The 13,314-nt window shown below is 68.0% G+C and carries 16 protein-coding genes; 2 read left to right on the plus strand and 14 right to left on the minus strand.

Going from position 1 to position 13,314, the window contains the following annotated elements:
- The 11 genes from NI1_RS07220 to NI1_RS07270 form a co-directional block, all read right to left on the minus strand.
- On the minus strand, window positions 1-876 hold the full coding sequence (locus tag NI1_RS07220; protein WP_067815903.1) for a cytochrome c biogenesis CcdA family protein: 876 nt from the start codon (window positions 874-876) through the stop codon (window positions 1-3).
- Window positions 873-1,505 carry a DsbA family protein gene (locus tag NI1_RS07225; protein ID WP_157534997.1) on the minus strand — a complete coding sequence of 211 codons (633 nt, stop codon included), beginning with the start codon at window positions 1,503-1,505 and terminating at the stop codon, window positions 873-875. Before NI1_RS07225 ends, NI1_RS07220 begins: the two co-directional genes overlap by 4 nt.
- A 198-nt stretch (window positions 1,506-1,703) precedes the next feature.
- Complete coding sequence (locus NI1_RS07230) at window positions 1,704-2,105, minus strand: hypothetical protein (RefSeq protein ID WP_067815909.1); 402 nt, start codon at window positions 2,103-2,105, stop codon at window positions 1,704-1,706.
- Between the two features lie 75 nt (window positions 2,106-2,180).
- Window positions 2,181-3,020 carry an ABC transporter permease gene (locus NI1_RS07235; protein ID WP_067815912.1) on the minus strand — a complete coding sequence of 280 codons (840 nt, stop codon included), beginning with the start codon at window positions 3,018-3,020 and terminating at the stop codon, window positions 2,181-2,183.
- Window positions 3,017-4,027, minus strand: a complete 1,011-nt coding sequence (locus NI1_RS07240) for an ATP-binding cassette domain-containing protein (protein ID WP_067815913.1) — start codon at window positions 4,025-4,027, stop codon at window positions 3,017-3,019. Before NI1_RS07240 ends, NI1_RS07235 begins: the two co-directional genes overlap by 4 nt.
- Window positions 4,028-4,363: 336 nt before the next feature.
- The gene (gene menE / locus NI1_RS07245; RefSeq protein ID WP_067815916.1) at window positions 4,364-5,500 is read right to left on the minus strand and encodes an o-succinylbenzoate--CoA ligase; all 1,137 of its coding nucleotides are present in this window, start codon (window positions 5,498-5,500) and stop codon (window positions 4,364-4,366) included.
- Window positions 5,501-5,604: 104 nt separating this feature from the next.
- Window positions 5,605-5,988 (minus strand): DUF3349 domain-containing protein, encoded by a 384-nt coding sequence (locus NI1_RS07250; RefSeq protein WP_084522765.1) that lies wholly within the window; start codon window positions 5,986-5,988, stop codon window positions 5,605-5,607.
- Between the two features lie 25 nt (window positions 5,989-6,013).
- A complete protein-coding gene (locus NI1_RS07255) occupies window positions 6,014-6,283 on the minus strand; it encodes a hypothetical protein (protein WP_067815919.1) in 270 nt (89 codons plus the stop codon).
- Between the two features lie 11 nt (window positions 6,284-6,294).
- Window positions 6,295-7,539 carry an inorganic phosphate transporter gene (locus tag NI1_RS07260; protein ID WP_067815921.1) on the minus strand — a complete coding sequence of 415 codons (1,245 nt, stop codon included), beginning with the start codon at window positions 7,537-7,539 and terminating at the stop codon, window positions 6,295-6,297.
- Between the two features lie 98 nt (window positions 7,540-7,637).
- Entirely contained in the window at window positions 7,638-8,033 is a 396-nt protein-coding gene (locus NI1_RS07265; protein WP_067815924.1) for a VOC family protein, read from the minus strand.
- A 72-nt stretch (window positions 8,034-8,105) separates the two neighbouring features.
- Window positions 8,106-8,999, minus strand: coding sequence for a 1,4-dihydroxy-2-naphthoyl-CoA synthase (locus NI1_RS07270; protein WP_067817862.1), 894 nt, complete (start codon window positions 8,997-8,999; stop codon window positions 8,106-8,108).
- Window positions 9,000-9,343: 344 nt separating this feature from the next.
- Between NI1_RS07270 and NI1_RS07275 the strand changes: the two genes are divergently transcribed.
- Window positions 9,344-9,790, plus strand: a complete 447-nt coding sequence (locus NI1_RS07275; protein ID WP_067815927.1) for a DUF6918 family protein — start codon at window positions 9,344-9,346, stop codon at window positions 9,788-9,790.
- Between the two features lie 113 nt (window positions 9,791-9,903).
- Here NI1_RS07275 and NI1_RS07280 read toward each other — a convergent pair whose 3' ends face one another.
- The gene (locus NI1_RS07280) at window positions 9,904-10,731 is read right to left on the minus strand and encodes a siderophore-interacting protein (protein ID WP_067815930.1); all 828 of its coding nucleotides are present in this window, start codon (window positions 10,729-10,731) and stop codon (window positions 9,904-9,906) included.
- 211 nt (window positions 10,732-10,942) lie between these two features.
- Here NI1_RS07280 and menD point away from each other — a divergent pair, with 211 nt between their 5' ends.
- The gene (gene menD / locus NI1_RS07285) at window positions 10,943-12,574 is read left to right on the plus strand and encodes a 2-succinyl-5-enolpyruvyl-6-hydroxy-3-cyclohexene-1-carboxylic-acid synthase (RefSeq protein WP_067815933.1); all 1,632 of its coding nucleotides are present in this window, start codon (window positions 10,943-10,945) and stop codon (window positions 12,572-12,574) included.
- 44 nt (window positions 12,575-12,618) lie between these two features.
- On the opposite strand, the gene NI1_RS07290 is transcribed toward menD, so the two are convergent.
- A complete protein-coding gene (locus NI1_RS07290) occupies window positions 12,619-12,888 on the minus strand; it encodes an Rv3202a family protein (protein ID WP_157534998.1) in 270 nt (89 codons plus the stop codon).
- A gap of 94 nt (window positions 12,889-12,982) precedes the next feature.
- Window positions 12,983-13,216 (minus strand): DUF8836 family protein, encoded by a 234-nt coding sequence (locus NI1_RS07295; RefSeq protein ID WP_067815938.1) that lies wholly within the window; start codon window positions 13,214-13,216, stop codon window positions 12,983-12,985.
- Between the last annotated feature and the right edge of the window lie 98 nt (window positions 13,217-13,314).

Here is a 13,314-nt window from a genome sequence, read left to right on the forward strand (position 1 = left end):
TCAGGCGTCCTCGAGCTGTCGTCGCTCCGGGCTTCCGGTCTCCGCTTCGGCCGCGCCGTCGGTGCGGAGCAGCCGCCGAGCCACCGCGCCGAGGGCGACCGCGCCGGCGATCAATAGCACCGTGCTGTCGGAGACTGCCGAGCCGAGCCGCTGCACCGCCGATTCCAGCTGGAATTCGGTGTCCGCGTTCACTATTCCGGGGAGCGCGGACGCACCGTCGAAGAGCAGGAAGACCGCGCCCAGCACGATGAAGAAGCCGCCCGACAGCAGCGAGGTGGTGTGCAGCTGGAGCCTGCCGAGCTGGAAACTGCGGCCGCGCAACCACCCTCGCCTACCCAGACCGTAGCGGTCCCACAGCGATGCCATGACGAACAGCGGAGCGGCCAGGCCGAGAGCGTAGACGGCCAGCAGGATGCCGCCCTGGACCGGTGAGCCGCCGACGGCCGCCACGGCGAGGATCGAACCGAGAATCGGCCCGGCGCAGAAGCCCGCAAGGCCGTAGACCAGGCCGAGCAGGTAGACCGGGCCGGTGCGTTCGGGACGGCCCTGTCGGGCGGCGGCGCGCTGAGCGAAGCCGAAACCGAAACCGCGGCCGCAGATCTGGAGCAGACCCATTGCGATGACGGTCCAGCCGCCGATGGTGATCAGCAGCTCGCGATGCCCCGAAAGCAGCTGTCCGGCAAAGGATCCCGCGATGCCCAGCGGCACCAAGGTGGTGGCCAGGCCGAGGTAGAACACACCGGTGCGGGCCAGTAGCTTGCCTTGCGATTGGAACGAATAGGCGAAGAAGCTGGGCAGCAGCAGTGCGCTGCACGGGCTCAGCAACGCCAGCAGCCCGCCGAGGAAGGCGGCGAAATAGCCGACGGTGCCGCTCATTCCTGACCGTCCCGGGCGGCCAGTTCGATCACAGCCTGGAACTGCTCGATCGGCTGCGCGCCCAGCACCGGGCGGCCGTTGATCAGGAAGGCGGGCGTGGAGGACACACCCAGCGAGTACGCCTCGGTGACATCCCGCTGCACCGCGGCGGCCGCGGCGGGCGAATCCAGATCGGTCCGGAACTTGGCGATATCGGGCACGCCGGCCTGTTCGGCCAGCTCCGCCATGCGATCGGGCGTCAGCGCGCCGGTGTTCTTCTTCTCCGGTGCGTTCGCCATCAGGGTGTCGTGGAATTCCCAGAACTTGCCCTGCTGCCCGGCCGCCCACGCGGCGTGTGCCGCGGTCGTGGACTCCTCGCCGAAGATCGGATAGTTGCGCCATTCGATGCGCAGCACGCCCTTGTCCACATAGTCGGCGATGAGCTGCGGTTCGATCTTGCGGCCGAAGGTGCGGCAGAACGGGCACTGGAAATCGGAGTACTCGACCATCACCACGGGCGCGTCCGCGCGGCCCTGGGCGAGCGGATCGGCGGCGTCGCGCCGGGCCAGCTTCGCCAGTTCCGCGTACCGGGGATCGACCGCGGCAGCGGACTGCTGCGATGCGGCATCGGCTTTCTCGCCATCGCTCATTTGGAACACGGCAATACCGAGCAATACGGCGGCGGCCACCAATGCCGCTCCGCCGAGCCATTTCCGATCGACGCCCGGGGTTTTTCGGGCAGGGGACTTTCGAGCAGCGCTCTTTCGAGACATGGGAATACTCCTGAACGGCGACTATCCGAATCGGGGATGAATGCGCGGACGGCACGGAGAATCGTGCCGGATCATCTAAATGATCAGCACCGTCGTCAGATGGGGAGCCGCCACCGGCACGGCGGGTGCGCGCGGCCGGGCGTCGATCGAAAGTCTTTGCTGCGGGGTGAATTCCGGAACCATGCTGGTGACCGGCGTGATCAGCTGGTCACCGGCCGCCCGCGGCGGTGCGGCGAGGGGTGCGATGGGATCGGCCGCGCCGGGATCGCGCTTACCGCAGGCCGGTGTGGTGTCGAGCACCACATGCGACAGTCCCGAGGAAACCGAGTATTCCCCGGTGCCCATCGAAACCTGTTGGGTGGAACCCCATTCCGCCACCGCCACCAAGAGCCCGAGCACGGTGAGAATTCCGGTGACCAGCACAGCGCGATAGAACCGAACGGACTTTCGGCTCAGCGGGGCGGTGGCGGAATTCACTGGACCGACCATAACAGAACGCCCGCCCACCGATTTCCCGGTGGGCGGGCGTTTCTCGCTCGACGAGCGGGTTTGTCAGGCGCGGCGCATGTAGGCCCGCACCGCGAGCGGCGCGAAGATGGCGATCACCGCGACCGAACCGACCAGCGACCAGAGCAGGTCGGTGCTGTACACGCCGCCGTTCATCAGATCGCGGGCGGTATTGACCATGTAGTAGATCGGATTCACCTTGTTGATGCCCTGCAACCAGCCCGGCATGGTGGAGACCGGAGCGAACGCGCCGGACATGAAGGTGAGCGGGAACATGATCATCATCGACATGCCCTGCACCGCGGGGGCGCTCTTGCCGGTGATGCCGATGAGCGCCCAGATCCAGCTGATGGCGAAGGAGCAGAACACCACGACCAGCCCGGCGACCAGCACCGCGAGCACGCCGCCGTGCGGACGGTAACCGAGGATCAGGCCCATGGTGATGGTGAGCGTGGTGGCCAGGCCGTAGCGCACCATATCGGCGATCAAGGCTCCCGAGAGCGCCGAGATGCGGGCGATGGGCAGGGATTTGAAGCGGTCGAACACGCCCTTGTCCATGTCCTCGCGTAGCTGGGTGCCGGTGACGACCGAGGTCAGCACCACGGTCTGGACCAGGATGCCGGGGATCAGGATGGGCAGGTAGTCGTGCACGTTGCCGCCGATCGACCCACCGAAGATGTAGGCGAACAGCGCGGTGAACAGGATCGGCTGCACGGTGACGTCGAACAGCTGTTCCGGATTGTGCTTGATCTTGAGGATGCCCCGGTAGGCCATGGTGAGCGAGTTCGCCACCGTCTGCTTGAGCGGAACGTGATTGCTCACCTGGGGAATCGGGGTCTGGACGGCTGCGTGCCGTCCGCTGGGGGCGTCGAGTGTCGTGGTCATGCCGCGCTCCGTTCGGTGCTGTCGTTCTCGTCGTCGGCCCCGTGTCCGGTGAGGGCGAAGAACACTTCGTCCAGGGAGGGCTTGGCGACATTGATCTCGTCGATCCGGATGTCGTGCTCGCGCAACCGGATCAGGATGTCGGTGGTGATGGCGGGGTCGGGCAGCGGCGCCGTGATCCGGCCCGCTTCCGGGCTCACGGTCGCCTCGACGACGCGACCTTCGGCGCGGGAGAGGTACTCGCCCACCAGGATTCGCGCCTCGTCGATCTGCGCGCGGTCGGCCAGGGTCAGCTGGAGCGCCGAAAGGCCAACGGACGCTTTGAGTTCGTTCGAGGTGCCGTCGGCGATGACCTTGCCGCGATCGATGACCGCGATCCGGTCGGCCAGCTGATCGGCCTCGTCCAGGTACTGCGTGGTCAGCAGCACCGTGGAACCCTCACGCACCAAGCGGCGGATGGTGTCCCACATCTGGGCGCGGGTGCGCGGATCCAGACCGGTGGTGGGTTCGTCCAGGAACAGCAGCGGCGGGCGCGAGATCAGGCTGGCGGCCAGGTCGAGCCGGCGCCGCATACCACCGGAGAAGTTCTCCAGCGGCTTGTCGGCCGCCTCGGTGAGCCCGAACTCCTCCAGCAGTTCGGCCGACTTGCGCCGGGAATCCGCCTTGGACAGCCCGAGCAGCCGGGAGAAGATGATCAGATTCTCGGTGGCCGAGAGTTTCTCGTCGACCGAGGCGTACTGACCGGTCACGCCGATCAGCGACCGCACCGCGGTCGGTTCGGCCAGCACATCCCGCCCGAAGATCCGGGCGCTGCCGCCGTCGGGCCGCAGCAGGGTGGCGAGCATGCGGATGGTCGTGGTCTTGCCGGCTCCGTTGGGACCGAGCACGCCGTACACAGCCCCCCGCGGAACCGCGAGACTGACGCCGTCGACGGCCCGCTGCTCCCCGAAGACCTTGACCAGTCCGTCCGCCTCGATGGCGAGCGTCTCAGCAGAGGTGAAAGAAGTCATGCCGAGAACTGTGCGTTCCCGGCCTTTCACCGCCCTTGCACGGCGATTGCGTGGATAACGCAAGCGGGCTTGCACGAGCCTCCGCCCCTGTCAGGGCAAGGAAGAGGGAGACGGGGGCAAAGCCCCCAAACCCCCTTCACAAGGGAACGGACCGCCCCGGGCCCTGGGGCTTCAGGGGGCAAAGCCCGTGAGCCCCTTTGAAGAGGGAACGGACCGCCCTGGGCCCTGGGGCTTCAGGGGGCAAAGCCCGTGAGCCCCTTTGAAGAGGGAACGGACCGCCCGGGGCCTGGGGTTTCAGGGGCGAAGCCCCTGAGAGCTACGAGAGTTGTTTAACCCTCAGTGAGCGGAGTCGGCGAGCAGGTGTTCGCGCAGTTTGGCGCGGTCGGGCTTGCCTGGGCCGCGGAGCGGGAGTTCGTCGAGGACGGCTAGTTCGCGGGGGGCCGCGATGGCATCGAGTTCGGCCACCACGTGGTCTCGGAGTTCGTCCAGGGTAGGCGGAGTGACGCCCGCCACGGGGACGATCGCGGTGGCCACGCGCTGGCCGAGGCGGGCATCCGGGAGGCCGAGGACGACCACTTCGGAGACCGCCGGGTGGGTGATGAGGACGGCTTCGACGACCTGGGGGATGACCAGCAGGCCACCCGTCATGATCGCTTCGTCCAAACGGCCCGTGACGGTCAGCACGCCGTCTTCGAGGAAGCCCGCGTCTTCGGTGCGGAACCAGCCGGGTTCGGCGAAGGCGGCGTGGTCGGGTTGGCCGCGGTATCCCATCGCGAGGGTCGCGCCGCCGAGCAGGACGCGTCCGTCATCGATGCGAACTTCGGTGCCCGCCAGAGGTACTCCCTCGTACACACAGCCGCCGCAGGTTTCGCTCATGCCGTAGGTGCGGACGACGTTGATCCCGGCCGCGCGGGCGCGCGCCAAAACCGGTGCGGGCGTGGCGGCTCCGCCGACCAGCACGGCATCGAGACTCGCGAGCGCCTCGCGCCCGATCGGCTCGTCGAGGGCCTTGATCAGCTGCGTCGGCACCAGCGAGGTGTACTTGCGCGGACCCCGCATACCGGCGATCGCGCTGGCCAGTCCCTCGGGGAGGAACCCGCCGGAGACGTCCAGCATGGCCGGTTCGGTCCCGGCCAGAATGCTGCGCAACAGCACCTGGATGCCCGCGATGTGGTGGGTCGGCAAGGCCAGCAACCACTGGCCCGGCCCGCCGAGCCGCTCGTGCGTGGCGTCCCCGCTGGCCCGCAGGGCGGCCGCGGAAAGCATGGCCCCCTTGGGAACTCCGGTGGTCCCGGAGGTGGTCACCACCAGCGCCACCTCGTCGTCGATGGACTCGCCGGGCCGCAGCGAACTCGAGAGGCGTTGCGCCTCACGGCGGTCAGTGGTGGGGATGGGCAGCCAGGCGGGGCCGTTGCCCTCCAAGGCTTCCCGCAGGTGCGGCAATACGTCACCGACGGCTGAGCCGGTGGGCATGGGGAGGGTGCGGAGGGTATTGCTCACGTTCGCGATCGTGCCATTTCGATGGAGGGCGGCGCGCGAGAGGGGCTCGGCGCCCGGATTCGATGGTGGTCGGTCGGTCAGTCGGACGTCGGTGTCGCCAGCGGCCAGCCACCGGCTGCCAGCCGGGAGGCCACCCGAGCGATATCGTCCTCGCCGGGCTGCTCCTTGGCAACTCGGGCGATGGCGGCCTCGATATCGGTGCGCTCGATCTCCGAGGTGGCGACGCGCTCGTTCACCAGCTCCTCCACGATGAGATGCACCTCGTAATCGGTGAGCCGCCGGTGCAGCACCGCGAGCAGCGCCACATAGTCCGACTGCGGAACGCCCTGCGGATATCCGGCTTTCAGCCAGGCCAGCACCTTCTGCGGGACGCCGGCCAGCGGTAGCGAGGGCCGCGCGGGCTCGGCCGGGCGGGCGGGTTCGGCCGAATCGGGGGCGTTCGGCTGTTCCGGATTGCTCATCAGCGTGCCTTTCGGTACGGCGGCGTCACGCGCCGAGCAGATGGATACCCAGTCGGGAGGCGAGGAATGCCCGTGCGATGAAGAGCACACCCACCACCACCGCGATCATGACCACGGCGAAGCAGATCGAGGAGACGGCCAGCGCGATCGATCGGGTGCCGCCGGTCGCGCCCGAATCCACCTGTGCGCGATAGCGAATCCCGATCGCGTAGATGGTGGGCAGGCCCGCGCCGAACAGCAGCGCGGCCAGGGTGACCTGCCACAGATCGGTGAGGTTGTTCAGGAACGTGTGCATGTTCGCGGCCCCTAACCGATTCCGTTGCTGACCGTGCCGCCGTCCTGCCGCAGCGGTGGCACGGCGTTTCCGGCGGCCCCGCCCGATCCCGGACCGGAGTCGCCGGGGCCGGGCGTTCCGCCCTTCCACTCGGCATTGACGTTGTGCGAGTTGACCGCGGTGTGCCGCGAGCGCATCCAGATCATCGCGGCCATGGCGATGAGCAGCGCGAAGACCACCAATACGCCCGCGAGCCCGCCGATTCCGTGCAGCAGCGCCCAGCACAGCGCGCCGACCACACCGGCCAGCGGCAGGGTGAGCACCCAGGCCACGACCATGCGCCCGAGCACCGCCCAGCGCACCTCCGCGCCCGGCCGTCCCAGTCCCGACCCGAGAATGGATCCGGTCACGGTCTGGGTGGTGGAGAGCGGCAGCCCGAAGTGCGCCGAGGTGAGAATGATCGCCGCCGAGGTGGATTCGGCCGCGAAGCCTTGCGGCGGCGCGATATCCACCAGGCCCTTGCCGAGCGTGCGGATAATGCGCCAGCCGCCCAAGCATGTTCCGGCCGCAATGGCGACCGCGCAGGACACGATCACCCACAGCGGCAGCGGATCGCTGGCCTTGGCGGAGCCGTGCGCGATCAGCGCCAGGAAGATGATGCCCATGGTCTTCTGCGCGTCATTGGTGCCGTGCGCGAGCGAGACCAGCGAGGCGGAACCGATCTGCCCCCACCGGAATCCGCGATCCACGGTCTTCTCGTTGCTGCCCCGGGTGATCCGGTACACCACCCACGAGCCGATGGCCGCGACCAGCGCCGCCACCACCGGAGCCAGCAGTGCCGGAATGATGATCTTGGCGAGCACGCCCTTGCTGCCCGCGGTCCAGATCACCCCGTCCCAGCCCAGCGCCGCGATGGTCGCGCCGATCAACCCGCCGAAGAGTGCGTGCGAGGAACTCGACGGCAAACCCAGCAGCCAGGTGAACAGATTCCACAGGATGCCGCCGACCAGTCCCGCGAAGACGATGTCGAGCAGTGACCGCCCGCTGACTTCGGAGAGGTCGACGATGCCCTCCGCCACGGTGGCGGCGACCGCGACGCTGAGGAAGGCTCCGACGAGATTCAGCGCTCCGGAGAGGAGTACGGCCGTACGCGGGGGGAGCGCACCGGTGGCGATCGAGGTGGCCATCGCGTTCGCGGTGTCGTGGAATCCGTTGGTGAAGTCGAACGCCAGCGCAGTGAGAACAACGATCAGCAGAACGAGCAGTTCGGCAGACACACCGTTCAGTTTGCGGCACGCCGTTCACGGCGTGTTAACCGACACCCCCGGACGCATCTCACAGCAACCCGTTTGCTAAGGCTTTCGCGCAACGAGATTCAGTTCGGTTTCGCCCGGCTGTCCCGGCGAATCGGGTGGTCTGCGGGGATCTGCACCAGCACGATCGGCACCCCGTCCGGATCGCGCAGCCACATCTCGATCAGGCCCCACGGCTCCTGCTTCGGGGCCCGATCGATGGGAATGCCGCGCAGCGCCAGCTCGGCCGCCGCGTCCGTGCAGTCGCGCACCTGCAACCAGATCGCGCCGGAGAAGCCCGCGGGAGCGTCGGCGGCGCGTCCGTGACCCGCGACCTCGATGAGCCCCTGCCCGGCGAAGAACACTGTCCCACCGGGATACTCGCGGGCAATGGCCAGCCCCAGCGCATCCCGGTAGAACTCCAGCGTCCGTTCGTAATCGACCGGACGCAGGATCAACCGACTGCTGAGTATCTCCATGAGGCCACCTTGGCAGATGCGAAAAGGGGTTCGGGGGCAAAGCCCCCGAAAACCCCCGAAGGTCTCGGAATATCAGAAGTACCAGGGGTACGGCTTCCAGTCCGGCTTGCGCTTCTCGAGGAACGCGTCGCGCCCTTCGACCGCTTCATCGGTCATGTACGCCAGCCGGGTGGCCTCGCCCGCGAAGAGCTGCTGACCGACCAGTCCGTCATCGGGAAGGTTGAAGGCGTACTTCAACATCCGGATGGCCTGCGGCGACTTGCCGAGAATCTCGGCGCTCCACTCCAGGGCCACATCCTCGAGTTCGGCATGGTCGATGACCGCGTTCACCGCGCCCATCCGATGCATCTCCTCGGCGGTGTACGGCCGTCCCAGGTAGAAGATCTCGCGAGCGAACTTCTGCCCCACCATCTTCGCGAGGTAGGCGCTGCCGTAGCCGGCGTCGAACGAACCCACATCGGCGTCGGTCTGCTTGAACCGGGCGTGCTCGCGCGAGGCCAGAGTGAGGTCGCAGGTGACGTGCAGCGAATGCCCGCCGCCCGCCGCCCAGCCGTTCACCAGCGCGATGACGACCTTCGGCATGAACCGGATCAACCGCTGCACCTCGAGGATGTGCAGTCGTCCGGCGCGCGCCACATCGACGGTGTCGGCGGTATCGCCGGTCGCGTACTGGTATCCGCTGCGCCCGCGAATGCGCTGATCGCCGCCCGAGCAGAAGGCCCAGCCGCCGTCCTTGGGCGAGGGCCCGTTCCCGGTGAGCAGGACCGCGCCCACATCGGAGCTCATGCGGGCGTGATCGAGCGCGTTGTAGAGCTCGTCGACGGTGTGCGGCCGGAAGGCATTACGGACTTCCGGACGATCGAAGGCGATCCGGACGGTGCCCTGCTCGATGTGCCGGTGATACGTGATGTCTGTGAGGTTCTCGAACCCTGGCACGGGCCGCCACAGCGCGGAATTGAAGGTCACGGCCTCGAACATACTGGTGAGCCCGCGCCCGTGGTGCAGCCACACCAGGGTGATTTCGATCCCTGTGTATTTCGCTGGTCGCGGATTTCGGTCGTGCGATAAGGGAGCTGATCGATAGCGGACCGGGTTACCCGAATGACGCTCGCCGGCCTTCGCAGTGTGTGGGAAGTGAACGCCGGTCAAACGAGAGCCGAAAGTGAAACGCTGCCAATCGATTGCGGGTGCTTTACAGTGCTGTTGCTGCCCTGGCAGTGAGACGCATGACGGCATCGTGTGTGCGGGGTCACCGGTGCGTATAGTTGCGTGCGCTCGTTCATCGAAAAACTATCCGGAGGAACCTGAAAGTGGTTGCAGCACTGTCTGAATCCCTGCTCGATGACGCCAAGCGTCCGGCCTTCATCGCCGACGCGCAGAAGGTTCTGGATGAGGAGGTGTCGGACAAGGGCGGCGCGTCGGGCCTCGCCGTGAAGGGTGGCTACGCCGCGATCAAGAAGGTCAGCCCTTCGATCGTGGGTGACGCGCTGGAGTCGTTCGCACCCAAGCTGGTCGCGCAGCTGGATCCGTACTGGGCCGAGTTCCAGGCTTCCGGCGCCGGCTCCTTCGCCGACCTGCTGGTCGCCAAGCAGGACGAGGTTGCCGAGGCGCTGCTCGCGGTGACCGACGCGCGTGCCGAGTCGTCCTCGCGCCCCGCGCTGACCAAGGTCTACAACTCGATGCGCGGTTCGGCGAAGAAGCATGTCGCCGAGGCTCTTCCGCGCGTCGGCGCGCTCATTCAGCGCCACGCGGGTTAACAAACTGACCGGTTCGCGACCCGGTGGGGGTCGCGAACTCGGTTTCATGACGATCGTATGCACGATCGCCCCCGGGATCGATCCCTAGCGGGATCGATCCCGTTTTTTCGAATTCACCCCTGGGCCTTGCCGACTCGCCAGTAACCGGTGAAAACGATGTCGGCCTTCGGGATTTCCCGCTCCTGTGCCAGGTAGCGGCGCACGCTCGCGCACAACTTCTGCTCACCGGCGACGAAGGCGTAAACCCCTCTTGCGGGAATCTCGGCCTGCCGCACCGCATCCGCGCAGAGCGCGCCGGCTTCGGCCTGTGCATCGGTGCGGATCAGCCAATTCACCTCGACGCCCTCCGGCGCATCCAGGTCCTGCTTGTCGTCCGCGCTCGGAATCTCGATGTACGCGGCGCCCTTCAGCTCGCGCGGCGCGGACCGCAGAATCCCGCCGATGGCCGGCAGCGCGCTCTCGTCACCCACCAGCAGCGACCATTCGGTGTGCTCCGGCGCCTGGTACGTGATGCCTTCGTCCAGCAGCCCCACCTTCGCCCCCGGCGTGGCACTGTTCGCCCAGGCGGCGGCGGGGCTGTCCTCGGCGTGCACGGCGAAATCGATATCGAGCTCGGCCGTGCTGCCGAACTCCCCGAAACCGGCAGCGCGGTAATCCCGCACGGTGTAGTTGCGCACCAGCGGCCGGTGCTCCTTGCCCATCATCAAGTACTGCGCGTACCAGCCCAGGCTGGCGGTCGAGGTCGGCAGTTTGAGATTCCCGTCCTTGCCGGGCATGAACAGCCGGAACCACTGGTCGAATCCCATTGCGGTGAAACCGGACAACCCTTCGCCACCGAGCGTGACGCGAACGAAGTTCGGGCTGATCCGCTTGCTAGCCAGCACTTCGGGGGTCAGGATCGCCCGCTGCTCGGGCTTCAGGTACTTGGTGCGCTTCGCCATGCGCTTAGGTTAGCAAACCCTAACTAATACCATAATATTTGCGGCCGTCCCGTTCTGGACCGAGTGGAGCGGGGGAGCGAAGCGGAGGAGCGGAGGGAGGGAAGAACGGGACATAAGGGCCGCAAACCCGCCCGGAGCGAAGCGGAGCGCAGGAAACACTGTGAGCGGGGTGACGCAGCGCGATGATCGACTGTCTGAGAGGCTGGGAGTTGTGAATCCCTCGACAGCACAGGCGCAGGTCGTCGTCGACGAGCTCGCGCGCGGTGGCGTACGCGACGTGGTCCTGTGCCCCGGATCGCGAAACGCGCCGCTGGCCTTCGCCTTACAGGCCGCCGACGCGGCCGGGCGGATCCGGCTGCACATGCGCATCGACGAACGCAGCGCGGGCTTCCTGGCGATCGGCCTGGCGGTGGCCGCCGGCCGGCCGGTGCCCGTGGTCATGACCTCCGGCACCGCCGTCGCCAATCTCGGACCCGCCGTGCTGGAGGCCAACTACGCGCGGATTCCGCTCATCGTGATCAGCGCCAACCGGCCGTACGAGATGCTCGGCACCGGCTCGAATCAGACCGTCGAGCAGTTCGGCCTCTTCGGCAGCCAGGTGCGCGCGGCCATCAGCCTCGGGCTGGCCGAGCAGGAGGACGGCGCGGACCTGTACCCCAAGCAGAACAGCGTGTGGCGTTCGGCGGTGTGCCGGGTGCTGGCCGCCGCGCGCGGTACCCGTTCCGGCAACGCCGGGCCGGTGCAGTTCGACATTCCGCTGCGCGAACCCCTGGTCCCGGACGGCGCGGGCGCGCTGCTGCCCGCGGGGCGCGCGGGCGATCGGCCGTGGACCGCAACGCAATACGCGACCCTGGACGTCCCCCTGGACATCGATCTGACACCGGACACGGTGGTCATCTCCGGGCACGGCGCGGGGCATCGGCCGGAGCTGGCCACGCTGCCGACGGTGGCCGAACCGACCGCCCCCATGCACGGCCCGGCACTGCATCCGCTCGCGCTGCCGCTGCTGAAACCCAAGCAGGCCATCATCACCGGGCGACCGACCCTGCACCGGCCGGTTTCGCGGCTGCTCGCCGACCCCGAGGTCACCGTGTACGCGCTGACCACCGGCCCGCGCTGGCCCGATGTCTCCGGCAATGTGGTCGGCACCGGCACCCGCGCGGTCACCTACGGTGCGCCGCGCCCGCAGTGGCTCGAACACTGCCGCGACCTGAATGCCAAGGCCGTCAAGGTGGTTCGCGACGAACTGGCCGGACACCCGAAGCCGACCGGACTGCATGTGGCGGCCGTGGTGATGGACGCCCTGCACGAGGGCGATCAGCTGCTGCTCGGCGCGTCCAACCCGGTCCGCGACGCCGCCCTGGTCTCGGCCCCGCGCGCCGGGGTGCGGGTGATGTCCAATCGCGGCGTGGCCGGTATCGACGGCACGGTCTCCGCGGCGGTCGGCGCGGCGCTCACCCATCCCGGCCGCACGGTCGCGCTGATGGGCGACCTGACCTTCCTGCACGATGCCTCCGGCCTGCTCATCGGCCCCGGTGAACCGCGCCCGGAGGACCTCACCATCGTGGTCGCCAATGACGACGGCGGCGGCATCTTCGAACTGCTGGAACAGGGCGATCCGCAGTACGCGGGCGTCTTCGAACGCGTCTTCGGCACCCCGCACGGCATGGATCTGGCCGCACTCTGCGCCGCCTACCGCGTGCCGCACCGCCAGGTCGATCCGGCCCAGCTGGCCGTCGAACTCACCGGCAGCGCGCACGGCATCCGGGTGCTCGAGGTCGCGACCGAGCGGTCGAGCCTGCGGGAACTGCACGCCGCCGTGCGCGCGGGCGTCGCGGGCTGAGCCGGGCGGCCGCGCGACCCGGTCGCGCGGCCGCCTTCCCGGAATCAGTCGTCGTCGCCGAGGGATTCGTCGTAGTCGTCGTCGAGGGGCACCGGAATCGCCTGCTCGATGAGATCCGCCTCGTTGGCGCTCCAGCCGAGCTCGCCCTCGGGCAGCGGCGTGATGTCGCCGCCGGATTCGAGCACCGGATCGGCGAGCACATCCCGATCGGGATAGGCGTCGCCGTCGGGATACGGTTCCTCGCCGGGATACGCGGGCGTGCGCTGTTCGACGAAATCGGCTTCGGGCACGGATTCGATGCTGCGATCGGACATCGGATACTCCTCTCTGCCGGGGTCGGCCGGGGCCGGCATGCAGTCGGACATTTCGAGAATGCCCCCGATCGCGGCGAATAGGCAACCTCCTCGCTCACTCGTCCGGCAGGGCCGTGTCCTGGGCCGGATGCTCGACCAGCGCCAGCACCCGGGTCGCCAGGAACCGCGCGATTCGCACCGCACTGCCGGTTCTGGTCACTTCGCTGACCTCGACCACCCCGCGCGCGATGCGGACCTCGACCCGCCGGCCCGCGCGGGTGGCGGTCACTTCGTAATTGCGAGATCCGTCACCGGCGTCGATGACGATCTCCACTCGATCACCCTTCATCTATCAATTCTCCCCGCTACCAGGGCTTTTGGGGGTTCTCGGGGCTAACGATGCGGTTGCGACCGGCCGGTGTAATCGCATTTCGCCGAAAACCGCGA

It is taken from the genome of Nocardia inohanensis NBRC 100128 (assembly GCF_001612945.1).
Lineage (GTDB): Bacteria > Actinomycetota > Actinomycetes > Mycobacteriales > Mycobacteriaceae > Nocardia > Nocardia inohanensis.

Excerpts from the sequence above, each read along its gene's own strand:
- NI1_RS07220 (WP_067815903.1), bottom strand. The coding sequence starts at position 876 with ATGAGCGGCACCGTCGGCTATTTCGCCGCCTTCCTCGGCGGGCTGCTG.
- NI1_RS07225 (WP_157534997.1), bottom strand. The coding sequence starts at position 1,505 with ATGAGCGATGGCGAGAAAGCCGATGCCGCATCGCAGCAGTCCGCTGCC.
- NI1_RS07235 (WP_067815912.1), bottom strand. The coding sequence starts at position 3,020 with ATGACCACGACACTCGACGCCCCCAGCGGACGGCACGCAGCCGTCCAG.
- NI1_RS07240 (WP_067815913.1), bottom strand. The coding sequence starts at position 4,027 with ATGACTTCTTTCACCTCTGCTGAGACGCTCGCCATCGAGGCGGACGGA.
- menE (WP_067815916.1), bottom strand. The coding sequence starts at position 5,500 with ATGCCCACCGGCTCAGCCGTCGGTGACGTATTGCCGCACCTGCGGGAA.
- NI1_RS07250 (WP_084522765.1), bottom strand. The coding sequence starts at position 5,988 with ATGAGCAATCCGGAACAGCCGAACGCCCCCGATTCGGCCGAACCCGCC.
- NI1_RS07255 (WP_067815919.1), bottom strand. The coding sequence starts at position 6,283 with ATGCACACGTTCCTGAACAACCTCACCGATCTGTGGCAGGTCACCCTG.
- NI1_RS07265 (WP_067815924.1), bottom strand. The coding sequence starts at position 8,033 with ATGGAGATACTCAGCAGTCGGTTGATCCTGCGTCCGGTCGATTACGAA.
- NI1_RS07280 (WP_067815930.1), bottom strand. The coding sequence starts at position 10,731 with ATGGCGAAGCGCACCAAGTACCTGAAGCCCGAGCAGCGGGCGATCCTG.
- NI1_RS07290 (WP_157534998.1), bottom strand. The coding sequence starts at position 12,888 with ATGTCCGATCGCAGCATCGAATCCGTGCCCGAAGCCGATTTCGTCGAA.
- NI1_RS07295 (WP_067815938.1), bottom strand. The coding sequence starts at position 13,216 with ATGAAGGGTGATCGAGTGGAGATCGTCATCGACGCCGGTGACGGATCT.